Origin of the sequence: [Clostridium] aminophilum DSM 10710, from assembly GCF_000711825.1 — a bacterium.
GTDB classification, from domain to species: Bacteria; Bacillota; Clostridia; order Lachnospirales; family Lachnospiraceae; genus Clostridium_R; species Clostridium_R aminophilum.
On sequence record NZ_JONJ01000002.1, the window covers coordinates 211,494 to 227,511 of the forward strand.

At 52.3% G+C, this 16,018-nt stretch carries 13 protein-coding genes and 1 pseudogene; all 14 read right to left on the reverse strand.

Annotated elements, in window-relative coordinates; translation table 11 throughout:
- Positions 1-8: 8 nt before the first annotated feature.
- Entirely contained in the window at positions 9-512 is a 504-nt protein-coding gene (lspA, locus tag BR86_RS0102960) for a signal peptidase II (protein ID WP_051684545.1), read from the reverse strand.
- A 111-nt stretch (positions 513-623) separates the two neighbouring features.
- Complete coding sequence (locus BR86_RS0102965) at positions 624-1,142, reverse strand: cell division protein SepF (RefSeq protein ID WP_031471516.1); 519 nt, start codon at positions 1,140-1,142, stop codon at positions 624-626.
- A gap of 138 nt (positions 1,143-1,280) precedes the next feature.
- Complete coding sequence (locus tag BR86_RS0102970; protein WP_031471517.1) at positions 1,281-2,714, reverse strand: biotin/lipoyl attachment domain-containing protein; 1,434 nt, start codon at positions 2,712-2,714, stop codon at positions 1,281-1,283.
- 196 nt (positions 2,715-2,910) lie between these two features.
- Positions 2,911-3,330, reverse strand: a complete 420-nt coding sequence (locus BR86_RS0102975; RefSeq protein WP_031471518.1) for a hypothetical protein — start codon at positions 3,328-3,330, stop codon at positions 2,911-2,913.
- Positions 3,331-3,429: 99 nt separating this feature from the next.
- Positions 3,430-4,455: a D-alanyl-D-alanine carboxypeptidase family protein gene (locus tag BR86_RS0102980; RefSeq protein WP_081844012.1), complete on the reverse strand. Its 1,026-nt coding sequence runs from the start codon at positions 4,453-4,455 to the stop codon at positions 3,430-3,432.
- The gene (locus BR86_RS0102985) at positions 4,452-4,847 is read right to left on the reverse strand and encodes a methylglyoxal synthase (protein ID WP_031471520.1); all 396 of its coding nucleotides are present in this window, start codon (positions 4,845-4,847) and stop codon (positions 4,452-4,454) included. Before BR86_RS0102985 ends, BR86_RS0102980 begins: the two co-directional genes overlap by 4 nt.
- 76 nt (positions 4,848-4,923) lie before the next feature.
- Positions 4,924-6,045, reverse strand: a complete 1,122-nt coding sequence (locus tag BR86_RS0102990) for an FtsW/RodA/SpoVE family cell cycle protein (protein WP_031471521.1) — start codon at positions 6,043-6,045, stop codon at positions 4,924-4,926.
- 104 nt (positions 6,046-6,149) lie between these two features.
- Entirely contained in the window at positions 6,150-9,023 is a 2,874-nt protein-coding gene (locus tag BR86_RS0102995) for a penicillin-binding transpeptidase domain-containing protein (RefSeq protein ID WP_031471522.1), read from the reverse strand.
- Between the two features lie 15 nt (positions 9,024-9,038).
- Positions 9,039-9,548 (reverse strand): rod shape-determining protein MreD, encoded by a 510-nt coding sequence (gene mreD, locus BR86_RS0103000; protein WP_031471523.1) that lies wholly within the window; start codon positions 9,546-9,548, stop codon positions 9,039-9,041.
- Positions 9,549-9,775: 227 nt separating this feature from the next.
- A pseudogene (gene mreC / locus BR86_RS0103005) lies at positions 9,776-10,588 on the reverse strand (rod shape-determining protein MreC); the annotation flags it as partial.
- Positions 10,589-11,287 (reverse strand): RadC family protein, encoded by a 699-nt coding sequence (gene radC / locus BR86_RS0103010; protein ID WP_031471525.1) that lies wholly within the window; start codon positions 11,285-11,287, stop codon positions 10,589-10,591.
- A gap of 175 nt (positions 11,288-11,462) precedes the next feature.
- Positions 11,463-12,746 carry a methionine gamma-lyase family protein gene (locus BR86_RS0103015; protein WP_031471526.1) on the reverse strand — a complete coding sequence of 428 codons (1,284 nt, stop codon included), beginning with the start codon at positions 12,744-12,746 and terminating at the stop codon, positions 11,463-11,465.
- 51 nt (positions 12,747-12,797) lie between these two features.
- Positions 12,798-13,745, reverse strand: coding sequence for a tRNA (adenosine(37)-N6)-dimethylallyltransferase MiaA (miaA, locus tag BR86_RS0103020; RefSeq protein ID WP_031471527.1), 948 nt, complete (start codon positions 13,743-13,745; stop codon positions 12,798-12,800).
- A gap of 29 nt (positions 13,746-13,774) precedes the next feature.
- Positions 13,775-16,018, reverse strand: a complete 2,244-nt coding sequence (gene mutL, locus BR86_RS0103025; RefSeq protein ID WP_031471528.1) for a DNA mismatch repair endonuclease MutL — start codon at positions 16,016-16,018, stop codon at positions 13,775-13,777.

The window sequence follows — 16,018 nt, forward strand, 5'->3', positions numbered from 1 at the left end:
ACATCGGTTTATTTTAGGAAATTCAGCTCCTCTTCCCGGTAGTGGAAAAACATCAGGTAGAGAAAGGCAAATGCCGCACAGGTGACATAGATATCCGCGACGTTGAAGACCGGGAAATCGATCAGGCTGAAATAAAAGAAATCGACGACAAACTGATTGGTTACGCGGTCAATCAGATTCCCGACGGAACCTGCAAAGATTAAGAAGGCGCAGGCCTTGAGCGGAAGATACCGGGCACTGCGCGGTATCTTTGCCAGAACATACAGGATGGCTGCCATGATGACGACGGTAATTGCGGAGAGAATCCAATATCCGCCCTGCATCATGCCGAACGCCATCCCCCGGTTTTCCAGATACTGGAGCTGAAAAACACCCGGAATCAGGATAATGTCATCGGATCCCTTCAAATGAACGGTTGCCAGAAGTTTGGTCCACTGATCCAGCGCTACGGCGAACAGTGTGAAGACGCCAAGCTGCAAATATGTGGTAAATCGAGATGTATCCTCTTTCAAAATTTGTTCCCCCTGTAAATAAGGCCATACTGCACAAACAGACAATCTCCCGAAAAGGAAGATTGTCTGTCCCCTGTGATTTTTATATTATTCGGCTCATGCCTGAGTGAATCAAAGATGAAGATTCATACCGGAGATGTTCAGAGAACCGTCTGCCATCAGCTCCGGGAATTCGCCGGACAGAGAAACACTTGCCGGTGTCGCGATAAAGATATAATTCGAAATCTTCTGCAGATTGCCGTTCATGGAATAGGTTGCACCGCAGGTGAAATCGATAATTCTCTGCGCCATCTCCATGCGCATTCCTTCCATGTTCAGTACAACCGCACGGCCGGAAAGCAGAAGATCACAGATCTCACGGGAATCTTCCATGGAACTCGGCTTCACAAGCGAAACTTCCATCGAGCGCTTCATCGGAACCACTTTGCTTCCGGATGTCTGTCTGGAGGAAAGGAAATGACTGCTGCGGCCGTTGTCTTCCGGCTCCTCTTCCTCCTCTGCATCGCGGGATCTTCCGAAGAGATGCTTCTTGGACTTCGGTTCTTCCTCCTCGAACTCTTCGTCCTCGTCGTAGTATTCCTCATCCTCGGTCAGACGCATGGTATCCATTAGCTTGCTGAAAATACTCATCTTCAATTCTCCATTCCCCTAACAGCGTTCTTATATAAAAAATGCTGCTACTTTTTTGTTCATAATAGTATTATCTTTAATTTTTTTAATACTGTCAACTTGTTAAATCCTACAATTTTCTGTCGGCCTTAAAACGGATCAGCGGTAGACAAGCTGACCGTCCACGACGGACGAAGCGTCCAGCACAATACGGTCATACACGGAGAGTCCGTATGCGGAATTGGGCTTGGCGATAATGTACTCTCCGTTCTCCGTCAGTTTGTCAATCACCCGGAATACCGCATAGCCCTTGTTGATATTGTAAACGCCGGACATTGATTCCGTCTTGCCGACCTGATAACGGTCGTCCGTGCCGGAGGAATCCGGCTTGATCAGATAATCGCCGTCACCGACCGGCCCGCCGTCTTTCTTCTCCACATAAACAATACCCTGTTCGTCATCGGTATCGGCCACATCGACCGGTGTAAAGACAACGGATTGCTCTCCGTTCTGACTGTAGGTCTGTTTCATGAAGCCCTTCTGTCCCGATTCTGCGTCTCCTCCGGTGGTCAGATATTCCTTCGGAATGGTATAGAAATCATGGGACGCAACGGCACTGACAGGAATTTTCAGTCCGGTCGCCTCATTGGTGATCACTTCGAAGTTCAGGAACCGGTCCGAGACAAAGCGGACCATATATTTGCTGAAATTCAGCTTGGCGTAGGTCCTGCCGTCTCCTCCGGTGAACGTGCTGTACGACCCGCTCAGCTTCAGCGATTGTGAGGACGGCTTAATGGTCAGGTATTTCTTTTCGGAAAACGTCTTCTGGTCTTCTTCCGAGATCGGAAAAACCAGACTCCAGGCTTCACTTCCGATCAGTTTATAGATCGGAGATCCCTGTTCGATCAGATCGCCGGACCGCGCGGTTGCTCTGGTATATTTCGACTTGTCAAACGTCTCCGCGGTCACGGAATCCGGCGAGACGTCCTCAAAGGAATCAATCACATAGGAAATGACTCCTGCCTGATCGGTGGTCACCTGCGTATAGTTGATCCCCTGTTCCTGCATCGCCTGGGCAAGGGTGTCGAGGGCATTCAGGTTCATATACTCGGCAACGGCGGATTGAAGCTGGTACTGTTCAGAGTATACGTTGGAGAAATTCGAGTCGCCGTAGGAAACGGAGAACGAACTCAGCTGCTGCTTCAGATTTGCGACACTGTCGCTGCTCATCTCCGTATTTGATCCGGAATTCTGGGCGAGAAACTTTCCGAGTTCTCCGGTTTCATCCAGTGAATAAATGGTAGATCCCCTTGCGGCTCTTTTGCCTTCCCGAATAAAGAAATTGACATACCCCGTCTTCTCGGTCGACTTCACGTTCTCATCGCGAAAGATGATGCCCGTATAGGTATGATTGTTTACAATACTTCCCTCCGCGACTTCATAGAACTGAACCTTCGGTTTGCGGAAATACGTAAAAATATTCAGGATGAGGTAAAAGAATATTACGGTAAAGATGATCATTCCGATATTGATGTTGAGTGGTTTTCGGTATCGGACGACCGTTCTGTCTTTCTGTTTCTTCTTCTTTGCCATCAAATGTGCCTTCTGAATCGTCTGTGGTTTTAGGGGATATTCCGCTATCTCCGGAATGTTCCGCCTATTTTATATATTATAGAGATTGAGCACAAAAATGTAAAGGACCGTCATCTTTCGATGCGGCCCTTCACGATTTTGCGATTTCTCATCGGTAAAGCAGATGTTTATCATCCATAGTCCGGACGAAACGGGCTTACAGAGAAACGATAATGTCCTTCTGTGCGGACTCCGGAATTTCATTTTTATCCAGCGATACGCTGAGAATAAAATCAACGTGATATTTCTCACCGATCTCCTTCAGGTGCGCCAGAGTCGGTTCAATATCCTGTCCTTCGAGGAAAGCGATTTTGAGGAAACTGTCCAGATACATCTGCTCCAGATCGTGGTTTTGGCAGATGATTCCACAGATAAAACCGATAAATCCGTCTGTCGTGTCAACCGGATAATCCTGAACATTGATCAGACGGATTTTGTTATGCAGTTCATACATGTGTTTGATGCTCTTGTCGAGATATACAACATCACCCTTAGCGGTTTTGATGGCGTTGTTCGCCATATCCAGAAGATACTTTGTTTTGCCCTTACCCTTTGTTCCTGAAACGATCTGAACCATAACAATTTCCTCCTCGACGCGATTGAATTTTAAGAAATTAGTATAAAAACGACTTATTTCTGAGACAATTATAGTATGAATTGACGAAAAGTGCAATCACTATTCCTTAATTTTACCGAGTATGTTTGTCATATTCTGATACAGCGTGTCGTGATTCTCCGCTTTCAGGATGATGGAAATGAATTCTTTCCCCTCTTCGTTTTCGGATGCCATTACCAGGCAGGATCCGGCCGCGCGGGTCGTGCCGGTTTTGCCGCCGATGACCGTGACTGTCTTCGGGGAAGCTGCTTTCTTCGTGAGATACCAGTTGCTGTTATCCCAGGTTTTTGCGATTCCCGCACCGTCACTTCCGATCCAGTTGCCCACGTGCTGTCTTGTCGAGACGATCTCGCGGAACTCCGGATGCTCGAGCGCTTTCTGAAAGATCAGACAGAAGTCATAGGCTGTTGTGTAATGCTGATCGTCGGAAAGACCGTTGGTGTTGACAAAATGGGTTCCCGCGCATCCAAGCAAAGCTGCTTTCCGGTTCATCTCAGCGACAAATGCATCGACGCTTCCGCTCGTGTGAACGGCGAGTGCGTTCGCGGCATCATTGCCGGACGGCAGCATAAGTCCGTAGAGAAGTTCACGGACGGTAATTTTATCGCCGGGTTTGATGCCGGCAAGGGATGCGCCGTTTTCTGTGATGACGGCATCTTTGGTCACTTCCACGGTCTCATCCAGACCGCCGTTTTCGAGGACCAGAAGCGCAGTCATGACCTTGGTCAGGGATGCCGGATAGAGACGCTCATACGGATTCTTGCTGTATACCACGGTTTTATCCGTTGTGTTGAGGACGATACCAGCTTCACTGGAGGTCACAGATGTATCATACTCTTCCTGAGGGTCAATGACAGCGAGATCTTCGGTCATCAGCGGAAGATCGGCGGAGTCCATGAACTGCGGATAGCGTTTTGCGATGCTGTAGCTCTTTTTCAGGCCGGACAGCAGGAACACAGCGGTGCCGATCAGACAGAATAAAATCAGCAGGAACAGTAAGATCGGCAGACGCCGCTGCCTGCGGCGGCGTCTGCGCCGACCGCGGCGTGATCTTATTGTTCCTGCGGCTATATTCGGTGTACTCATTTATACATCTCTCTCCATTCGAGATCTCCGCGGTCGAGCGCTTTGATCAGAAGCTCTGCGGTGGCAAGATTGGTTCCCATCGGGATATTGTGCATATCACAGAGCTGAACGACGTCATTGACATTCGGTTCATGGGATTTCGGAGCCAGCGGATCGCGAAGAAAGATGACGAGATCGATCTGGTCGTTTTCTATCTGCGCGCCAAGCTGCTGCATTCCGCCGAGATGTCCCGGAAGAAATTTGTGTACGGAGAGATTTGTGACCTCTTCGATCAGTCTTCCGGTCGTTCCGGTCGCATACAGATCGTGGCGGCTGAGGATGCCCCGGTAGGCGATACAAAAGTTCTGCATCAGTTTCTTTTTTGCATCGTGTGCAACAAAGCCAATATTCATGGTGTCCTCCTTATTTTGCCCGGTAAAAAAGGCCGGGGCCAGTTGCATGGTTACGTACGGATTTTCAGTGTTGCCGTCAGGCGGCACTCGCTCTCTGCATTCCGATGTTCAGCACGATTCCCATTCCGACAAAGGTGCTGAGCAGGGAACTGATTCCCGAACTGATAAACGGAAGCGGCAAACCGGTATTCGGGAAAATCCCGGTTGCGACCGCGATATTTGCAAAACTCTGGAATGCAAGCAGCGATGCGACGCCGGTGCAGATCAGTTTCCCTTCCAGATCTCTTGCACGGGAAGCGATGAACAGGCATTCGAATACAAGCAGCGCGTAGAGCGAAATGACGACCACGCAGCCTGCAAAGCCCATCTCCTCTCCGATGATGGCGAAGATGAAATCCGTCTGTTCCTCGGAAAGAAAGTTTCCGTTTTTGACGGAGCCGAGCGCCTCGTTAAACAGGCCTTTTCCCGTCAGTCTTCCGGAGCCGATCGCCATAATCGAATTGTTCTGCTGGCGGTTCAGGTCCGTGTAATCCCCGCTGGTATTGAAAAAGCGGGCCATGATTCGCTGTGCCTGATACTGTTTCAGAAACGGAACCAGGTCCTGAAGCGCTGCCCAGAGAAGAATTCCGAAAGCAGGCAGACCGACCAGGACGGTTCCCCATATCCACCGGTAGCTGAGGCCGGCGGCAAAGACCATGCACAGAATCATAACGGAAATGACGATGGTTGTCGAGAGGTTCGGCTGCAGGAAAACCATCGCCAGAGGAATTCCGGCAATTCCCGCGGTGCGGGCGAGTGTTCTCGGCTGATTCAGGGTATCGATATTCCTCGAAAGATAAATCGCAATGACCAGAATCAGGCCGATTTTTACAAACTCGGACGGCTGGATCTGAATCGGTCCGATCTTCAGCCATCGCGTCGCTCCCTTGGTGCTGATACCCATGATGAGCACGGCACCGAGCATCAGACTGCAGACAATATAGATTGCCGCCGCAAACTGCTCGTAGCGGTGATAATCCAGCATGGAAATGGCAATACAGATGACAAACGCGAGAACCACGCCGCCGATCTGCTTGATCATTCTGGAACTGTCCGCTCCCGATGCACTTGAAATCGCGAGAATACCGATCAGGCTGAGCGCTGCCATGTAAAGCAGCAGCCTGAAATTGTAATTCCGGAAATCATAATCAAACAGCATTATACACTTCCTTCTTTATAACATTTTACCTTAAAGTGATCATTATCACAATACTGATTTGGTACTTTTTTACAAACATTGCCGGGGCTTTTCGGTGTCTTCCATCAGTCTCCGTTGATTCTCTCGTTGGAGGCATCCAGCGCTCCGCTCGCCATAACATCATCCAGAGATGTAAAGCCGTAGTAAAGGCTGTACACATGCTTTGCGGCCATCGCCGCATTGGAGGATGAGTATCCGTTCGGGATGTTGACGGTTACCGCGACTTCCGGATTGTCAAACGGCGCGAATGATACGAAGAACGCGTGGTTTCCGCGCTTTTTTGACTCCTGTGCCGTACCGGTCTTGCCGGCAACGGCCAGCGGGAAATCGGCGAAGATCTTGTTGGTCGAACTGTTCATGATAACCTGGCGCATTCCCATGTGAACGGCATTCCAGGTGGAATCGCTGATCTTCAGCTGATCACTGACAGTCGGCGTGTAATCCTTGATGTGGTTGCCGTCGGAATCGGTCTCATGGTCGATCAGGCTCAGGTCATAGACGGTGCCGCGGTTGGCAAGTGCCGTGACGTAGCGGGCAAGCTGTACGTTTGTGAACTGGTGCGTTCCCTGACCGATGGCGCTTCGCTCCGGATCGGTGTCGGAGATATGCGGTTCGGACTCATTGATCTCGATTCCGGATACACGGTCCAGACCGAACATCGCCGCGTATTTGCGAATCCGCGAAATGCCGGTGGCGGTGTTGTAATTCTTGTTTTCATCCAGAGACAGGCGGTGGCCGACCTCAGAGAAGAATACGTTGCAGGAATTCTCAATTCCGCCGATCACATTCAGCGGGCCGTGCTTGCCCGGATAGATCCAGCATCGAACCGGCGTGTCGATCTCATCGTAGATACCGGTACAGTCGATTTCTTCGTCGACGGAGATGGCATGCTCTTCCAGACCGGCGATACTGCTGATGGGCTTAAACGTGGAACCCGGAGCTTTCAGGGTCTGTGTCGCGTTGTTTCGGAGCGGAAGCGACTGATCATTGTTCAGCTTTGAGAAATAACTGATGTCATTGATCCTGTTGTTGTCATAGCTCGGATAGGTGACAAGTGCCTGCACCTGACCGGTCCGGACGTTCGTCATGACGCAGCTTGCGGTACAGGGATCCAGAGCCAGCTGCGCCGGAGTGATCTCGATGGAGCGGATCTTTGCCATGAGCAGCGAGTAGGCGGTATCATTTCCGCCTGCGCGGAGTGAATCCACCGCGCTCTGATCCCAGGCAAGGACGCCCTGATCATACATGGCGAGCATGAGTTCCTGTCCGGTCACCACGTTGTTGTTGATCAGATACCGATATACTTTCTTGCTGAACTGACGATCATCGGCGAGGGCCCTGGAGACGTATTCCGCCAGGGCGGCGAAGACCGCATTCGCGTCCGAGTATTTGCTCTCGATATTCAGTTTTGTGGTATCGATCCAGTTGGCGGAAATACCGTAATACAGGTAATCGCGCAGACTCATGGTGTTGTTCTTCCAACTGCCGTATTCCTCACTGGACGTGTCAATGCCGGATGAATGAATGATCCCTACGGCATCCGATGCCAGATAGGTATAGATGTAATTCATGTAAGCCTGCATTTCCTCCGACAGCTCGTTCATCGGCCGGGGATCGGCTCCGGTGAGCTGCTCGCGGATCTCGCTGTCGATCCGTCTGCGGGAGGCGGTATAATCCGCAGCGATCTTCTTTTCGATCGCGGAAGCGTCGTCCGCAAAGAAATGCTTTTCATCCAGAACATTGTTGTTGATCAGCTGGAAATACGCATCTTTTACCGGAATCTTGATGTGCGACGAGTCGGTATACTGAATCGTTCCCGGTTCCTGATTGACAATGGTACCCAGAAGAATACCGGCGAGCTGACGCTCCAGAATATTGTAGATACCCTTCTGAAGATTCAGATCAAGCGTCAGATAGACATCATTGCCGGCTTTCGGCTCGGTCCGGTCGATCACCCGCTGAATCCGGCCCATATTGTCGACGTACACGGTCTCGGAACCCTTGGTTCCCTTGAGGGCGAGTTCCATGGATGACTCAATGCCGGTGCGGCCGACGATGTCGTTCAGTTCATATCCGGAGTCGGTCTTTTTCAGTTCTTCCAGCCGCTCGGTCGTGACTTTTCCGGTGTATCCGATGATCGGCGCAAAATACAGCGCCTCGTGGTAGACACGGTTGGTGGATTCTTCGATGCTGACACCTTTGAGGAGCGGCTGATGTTCCAGAATGTCGGCAACCGTTGCGTCGTTGACATTGACCGCAATGGTTGTGGTCTCATATTTCTGGAATTCGGTAAAACGCATGGTATAGCGGATGTCGAGAATCTGAAGCGCCGTCGGGATGTCGGGAGTCCAGGGCTGATTATTCTCATCCAGGGTCCTGTCGAGTTTGTAGCGGTCGCAGAGCTTCTGATAGAGCTCTTCCGCGGTGATGGCGGACGGGTACTTCCCTCTCTCATCGTCGAGTTCTTCGACGCTCTTCAGACCATAGTAGTCCCGGAGAAAACGCTTTCTTGCGTTTTCACTCTCGGATGTAAAAATGACATTTCCTTCTTCATTTACGCCGAGTTCCAGACTGCCCTGTGCCTTCTGCCCGTGTTTCTGAAGAATATGGATCAGACGCAGAAGCATCGAGTTCATGGAGGCGGAATCGCTGTATGCGCCGACATCCTGGATGGATACGTTGTAGGCAAGCTCGTTGCTTGCGAGGATATTTCCCGCGCGATCGTAGATATTGCCGCGGGTTCCGGCGGTACGGATCACCTTCTCCGCCATGGAGACATACTCCTGCTGATAGTTGTCGCCGTTGATGATCTGCATCTGAAACAGATGGACGATCAGCGAACAGAACATGGCAAAAAAGATCGCGCCGAGCCCGAAGATACGGGACGTCATGATCTTTTTTACGAGGTCAACGATAAAATCTCTGAAATCTCCAAACAATGTAAAAAACTCTCCTTACCTTGTCTGCTTCTCGTCCCATTCCGTAAGCATATGGTTGATAAACAGAAGCAGCCGATAGATGACCAGGGTGGTGACGGTGGTGAAAATCACTTCCGGAAGAATAATCTTGACGAAGTAATAACCGAAATTCAGTTTGCCCTGAACCAGGAACCGGAAAATATAGATATACAGGTTATAAGCGAGATCGTTCAGGATCGCGAGTGTCAGCGGCAGCGTGATGTAATCCTCGTAATAATAACGGGTAAAACATCCGTTCAGAAACCCCATGTTGACAAAGAACAGGGTATAAAATCCGAATGCGCCGCTGTAGAACAGGTCCATGACCAGTCCTGCCACAAGGCCGTAAATGATCCCCATCCGCCGCCCTTCGATGAATGCGCAGATCGAGACGATGATCAGAAGCAGATTCGGCCACGAGGCGAGAATGCTGATCTGGGGGAACAGGCAGACCTGCGCCGTAAATGCCAGAATCAGCAGAACAATGTTAATGATTATTTTTCTCATCGGTGTTCCTTCCCTGCGGCTTATCCGTTGGATCCGGTCTCTTCCTCGACGGTCTCACCGGAGGAAGAGGATTCCTCGGAAGTCTCCGAAGCCTTCTCGGTCTTCCGTTCTGCGATGGGATCGATGACCGGTTCGGTCTCCGCCTGTGTCTCTTCCTGCGGAACATCGTTGTGTTCACTGGCGGAACGCTTTGCATCGCTGTCGTCCTGATTCTGCATCTCCTCCCCTTTCAGTTTGGTGATGATCAGGACTTCCCGGATGTTGTCGAACTGTCCGACGGGAATGACGGTGCCGGACTTTGTGACGTTGTTGGAATCCGTGGAGAGCGCGGACGCATAGCCGATGAAGATTCCCGGAAGGTAGACATCACTGATGTTGGATGTCACGATCCGGTCACCCTCCGCGATGTCGGCATCCTTGCGCACATGGTCGATGCCGAGTCTTCCGTCTTCAAACAGTTCCATGCTTCCGGATACGTTGCAGGTCTCACCGGTCCGCTGGGACATTGCGCTGACATTGCTGTCGTCGTCAATAATCGCGCGGACGGTCGCATAGTTCTGGCCGACATCGGTTACAATGCCGATCAGACCGCCGTTGGCGATGACGTTCATATCGGCGCGGATTCCGTCTGCCGCGCCCTTGTCAATCCGGAAAACCTGAAACCAGTTTCCGGAGTCTTTTGCGATGACTCTTGCCGCGACCTTCGGATAATTCATATATTCCCGGTCGAGTTTGTAGAGCTCCCGAAGCCGCTCGAGCTCATACGTCTCACTCGAGAGCCGGTTGTTCTCTTCCGTCAGGTTCGCAACCCGTTCGTTCAGGCGTGCATTTTCCTCCTGAGCGTCCCGGAGATCGGAATACGCCTGAATATTGCCGAACAGCCCGGAACCGACCGCATTGACGCCTTTTTCCATCGGTACAAGAAAAAAACCCGCTCCGCTCCGGAGCGGCATCAGAAAGCTGCTGTTTACCGAAGTAACGGTGATAAGAAGCAGGCACAAGGCGGAAATGCCCGCAATGATATATCTGTCATTTTTCATTTAACGTATCAAACCCCAATCTCTGAAACTGAAAAATGCCTGATCGCCGATGATCACATGATCCGCAAAATATATGCCGAGTGCGCGGCCGGCTTCCGCGAGCTGTTCCGTAATGCGGCGGTCTTCCGGACTCGGAGACGGATCCCCGGCGGGATGATTGTGAACGACCGCAATGGATACGGCCTGCCAGCGGAGCGCTTCGATATACACTTCCCTCGGAGATGCGACGGACGCGTTGACGCTTCCGCGGAACAGCGTTTCCTCATGAATCAGCATTCCTTTGTTGTTCATAATGAACAGCCGGAATTCCTCCTGTTCGAGGTGCCGCATATCTTCCATACAGAACGCGGCCAGATCTTCTCCGCTCCGGATTCTCCGGACTTCCGTCCGGGCGAGTTTGCGCCACATCCGTTTGCTCAGCTCACCGATACACAGGATTTCCGCGGCTTTGACCTTTCCAATGCCGCGGATCTTCCGGAGCTCCGGCCCCTTCAGATGAAGAAGGCCGAGGATTCCTTCGGGCCTTGCGGTCCGGAGAAGCCTTCGGGCGAGATTCAGGGAATTCTCGCCTCTGGATCCGGTCCGGAGAATGACGGCCAGAAGCTCCGCGTCCGATAAGCCCGACGGGCCGCACCGGAGACATTTTTCCACCGGACGGTCTGCTTCCGGAATATCATTGGTTTTCAGATTATCAGTCATATTGGCTCTCTTTCCCGTGCCTCTCCCGATACACAGCTGCAGAAAGCCGGCCGGATTCTGACAGTATTGTCAAAAGGGCCAAAAATTATTTTACCATAAAAGTCAATCCGACTTCCATGAAACTTTTTCTTAACCGGGCTGTTAGCGGACAGAAAACCGGATTTCAGGCCGGAATTCAGCTGATTTTTGCAAGGCCTGCGTCAATCATCTTCTGGAGAGACATCAGAATGCCGAATTTTGCGTGCTGCCAGGTAAGTCCGCCCTGGAAAAATGCGGTATACGGCGGCTTTAACGGGCCGTCCGCGGAGAGCTCAATCGAAGCTCCGGAGATAAATGCACCGGCTGCCATGATGACATCCGAATCGTATCCCGGCATCGCCCACGGTTCCGGTTTGACGAAACTGTCGACCGGAGCCGCTGCCTGAATACCCTCGCAGAAACGGCAGAGACCTTCCGGCGTTCCGAAATTGATCGCCTGGATGATGTCATAGCGCGGTGCCTCTGCTTTCGGGAAACATTCAAAGCCGAGCTTCTGATACAGGTTTGCGGCAAAGATCGCGCCCTTGAGCGCGTTGGAGGCAACGGACGGTGCGAGGAAGATTCCCTGATAGAAGGACCGGTTGACATTTAAGGTTGCGCCGACCTCTCTTCCGAGACCCGGGCCGCCGAGCCGGAAGGCTGCATTTTCCACATATTCCTTCTTGCCTGCGATATATCCGCCGATGGGAGCAAGACCGCCCCCCGGATTCTTGATCAGGGAGCCGACCACGAGGTCCGCGCCGACATCGGACGGCTCGATCGTCTCGACAAACTCACCGTAGCAGTTGTCCACCATAAAGATGACATCAGGCTTGATTTTGCGGATGAAGGAAATGACTTCCCCGATCTGCTCGACGGAAAAAGTCGGTCTGGTCGCATAGCCGCGGGAACGCTGAATTTCCACAAGGCGGGTTTTTTCGTTGACTGCCGCGCGGATGGCGTCCCAGTCAAAGGAACCGTCTTCCTTCAGATTCGCCTGGCGGTAGGTGATGCCGTAGGATGCAAGGGATCCGTTGGATTCACGGATGCCGATGACTTCCTCGAGCGTGTCGTAGGGCTTGCCGACCGGAGACATAACCTCATCGCCCGGGCGGAGATTTCCGGCGAGGGCGATGTAAAGCGCGTGCGTTCCGCAGGTGATGGTCGGACGGACAAGGGCATCTTCCGTGTGGAAAATGTCGGCGTACACTTTTTCGAGTGTCTCACGTCCCATATCGTTATAGCCGTAACCGGTGGTTCCGAGGAGACAGGCCTCGGATACTTTATTTTTCTGAAGAGCCCGGAGGACCTTCAGCTGATTGTATTCCGTGTTTTCGTCGATGCGGTCGAAACGGTCCCGGAGATCCCGAAGGACATCATTTCCGAATTTCAGCACTTCGGGAGAGATTCCCATTTCTGCGTACATCTGATTTGTTTCCATTGTATTCTGTTTCCTTCCTGCCGCTCCGTCCGGAGCGTTGATTGCTTTCTGTTATTCTTCGGACCCGCCGATCTCCCGGGAGATCATCTCCGCGATGGCGGGAGCTCCTTCCGGATAATCCGGAAGCCAGATCCATCGGACATCCTGTTCTCTGCGAAACCACGTGAGCTGACGTTTGGCAAAATGTCTTGTATTTTCTTTGATATCGTCCACTGCGTCTTTCAGCGTGCATTCGCCGTCAAGATAAGACATCATTTCCTTATAGCCGAGTCCCTGCATGGCCGTGGATTCGCGGCGGCACCCCATATCCCGGAGTTTTTCGGTCTCGTCCAGAAGTCCCTGTTCCATCATGAGATCAACCCGGCGGTTGATCCGGTCATACAGAACCGACCGGTCCATGTTCAGAACATAGTAAAAGCAGCGGTAGGGAGATTTTTTCTCCCGCTCTCTACGGTTATGTTCGGATATTGTCATGCCGGTCTGGCGGTAAAACTCGATGGCTCGGATCATCCGTTTGACATTGTTCGGATGGATGGCCTTTGCGGATTCCGGATCGACGGCGGCAAGTTCACGGTGAATCGCTTCCGCGCCCTCCCGTTTTGCCCGTTTTTCCAGTTCCTCCCGAAGAAGGCTGTCCTCCTCGGTTTCCGTGAAATCAATGTCCCGCACGAGAGCCTGGACATAGAAACCGGTTCCGCCGCAGATGATCGGGATATGGCCGCGGTCCCAGATTTCGTGCATGGCTTTTTTTGCCATTTTCTGGAAGATAACCACATTGAAGTCTTCCGTCGGATCCAGCACATCAATCAGGTGATGGGGAATCCCGCAGGTTTCTTCCGGTGTGACTTTGGCGGATCCGACATCCATATAACGGTAGACCTGCATGGAGTCGGCGCTGATGACTTCACCGCCGATCCGTCTGGCGAGTTCGACCGAAAGTGCGGTCTTTCCGGACGCAGTCGGCCCGGCGATGATAATCAGTGGTTTTCTGGTCTCCATTTTCTGTATGAATTCCTTTCGGCGGCGGATCAGACGATCCGCTTGAATTTCTTTTCCAGTTCCGTCCGGCTCATGGAAATGATCGTCGGACGCCCGTGCGGGCAGGCATACGGATTTTCGAGAAGAAGAAGTTCGTCGATCAGATGGTCAGCCTCTTCTCTCGAGATTTCATTTCCGCCTTTGATCGCCGCTTTGCAGGACATGGTTGCAATGCGGTGATTCAGGGTCTCCGTGATGGTGACGCCGCTCTCCTCGGTCAGGCTGTCGAGCATTTCGAGGAGAAGATCCTTCTTTGCGACAGAGAAAAGATTGTCCGGTACGGCGCGCACGGCGAAATCATTTCCCTCAAACGGCTCGATCTCAAAACCGAGCGTTTCAAATTCTTCGCGGTAGATCTCGAAGATCCGCTGTTCTTTTTTTGTCAGCGTCAGGATCAGCGGAGGATTCAGAAGCTGTGACGTAAAGGTCCGGTCTTTCAGCGAGCGCATGGTCTTCTCATAGAGGATTTTTTCATGCGCCGCGTGCTGATCGATGATATACAGGTTGTCATTGTACTCCACGAGCCAGTATGTGTCAAAGACCTGTCCGATGAGTTTGTGGCGCAGTCTTGATTTCGGCGAGAGAAGTTTTTCCTCAAAGAAATCGAGCTGCTGCGGTTTTTCCGGTTTGTTTCCATCGTTCCGGAGTCCGGAAATGTCCCCGGTGATCTCTCCGGACGAAGCCGGAGAATGGCTGCTCATTTCCGCTGACGGATCTTTCAGAGAAGGGGAGATGCCGGCTGCCCCGGCGGAACCGGATATGACTTCTCTCCCCTCGGATCCGTCCGGGGCGGACATCATCGGTTCGCTTTTTTCCGCTTCCTGTGCATCCGCCGTCACAAGTTTCTGCGTCGGGCCCACATTTTCGCGATCGAATTCCGACTTTGCGGGCATCACGGTGGTTTCGCCGGATTCCCGGACAATTCCCGGTACAGCCGGGGCGGATTCGGACATAGGCGGAAGCTGGGTATTGGTCTCGTTCAGTGCTCCGTTCACCGAGTGAAAACCGGACTCTCTGAGGCGGTTTTTCTCGAAGGGCTCCGGCCGGTTTCCGCGTATCAAACCGGAATCTGCGCCGTTGGATCCTCCGGCATCCGGGGCCTGAAAACGGACTGCCTTCAGACCGGAGGCAGCAGGTGTACCGGTAAAAGATGCGGTACGGTTTCCGGAGGAAAGACCGGTCTGCGGCGTTTCCTCCGGAACTGAAACGGATGACGTTTCCTCGTCCGACACCTCCGGAATCATCTCGCGCCCGCGCAGGATCATGGAGATGGTGTGGAAAACCATGCGGTAGATCAGCTCGTCATCCCGGAAACGGAGTTCCATCTTGGCCGGATGGACATTGACATCGATGAAAGCCGGATCGATGCGGAACGTGAGCATGGTGAACGGGTATTTATGCTGCATCATGTAGGGTTTATACGCATCCTCGATCGCTTTGGAGATCAGCGGATTGCGGATGAAACGCCCGTTGATGAAATAGACTTCGAAGGTGCGGCTGGCACGGCTGATGATCGGTTTACCGATGAATCCGCCGATCCGTACCGGCTCCGCTCCGGCTTCCACCGGCATGAGATTGCCGGCAATCTCCCGCCCGTAGACGGTATACACGATATCCTTCAGATTGTGATTTCCGGTTGTGTGGAGCTTATTCTGCCCGTTCTGCATAAAGCGGAAACTGATCTCCGGATGGGAAAGCGCGATTTTCTCGACCAGCACCGCAACATGGGCTCCCTCGGTCGAGGCGGATTTCAGGAACTTCCGTCTCGCCGGCGTGTTGTAGAACAGATCCCGAACCAGAAACGTGGTGCCCTCCGGCGCGCCGATGTCCTCGAGTTCCAGTTCTTTTCCGCCTTCGATGCGGTATCTTGAGCCGGAGACCTGATCGGACGTGCGGGTGATCAGCTCAACCTTTGCGACGGAGGCAATGCTTGCGAGCGCCTCGCCGCGGAAACCGAGGGATGAAACCGTGATCAGATCCACCGCGTCCCGGATTTTGCTGGTCGCATGTGCCAGAAATGCGGTGTGGATCTGCTCTTTCTCGATGCCGCAGCCGTTATCGGTCACACGGATCATGGAAATGCCGCCGTCCCGGATCTCGACGGTGATCGCCGTCGCTTTGGCGTCGATGGCATTTTCCATCAGTTCTTTGACAACAGATGCGGGTCTTTCGATAACCTCGCCTGCCGCGATCTTGTTGATCGTATCGGCATCCAAAAGTCGAATCTCAGGCAT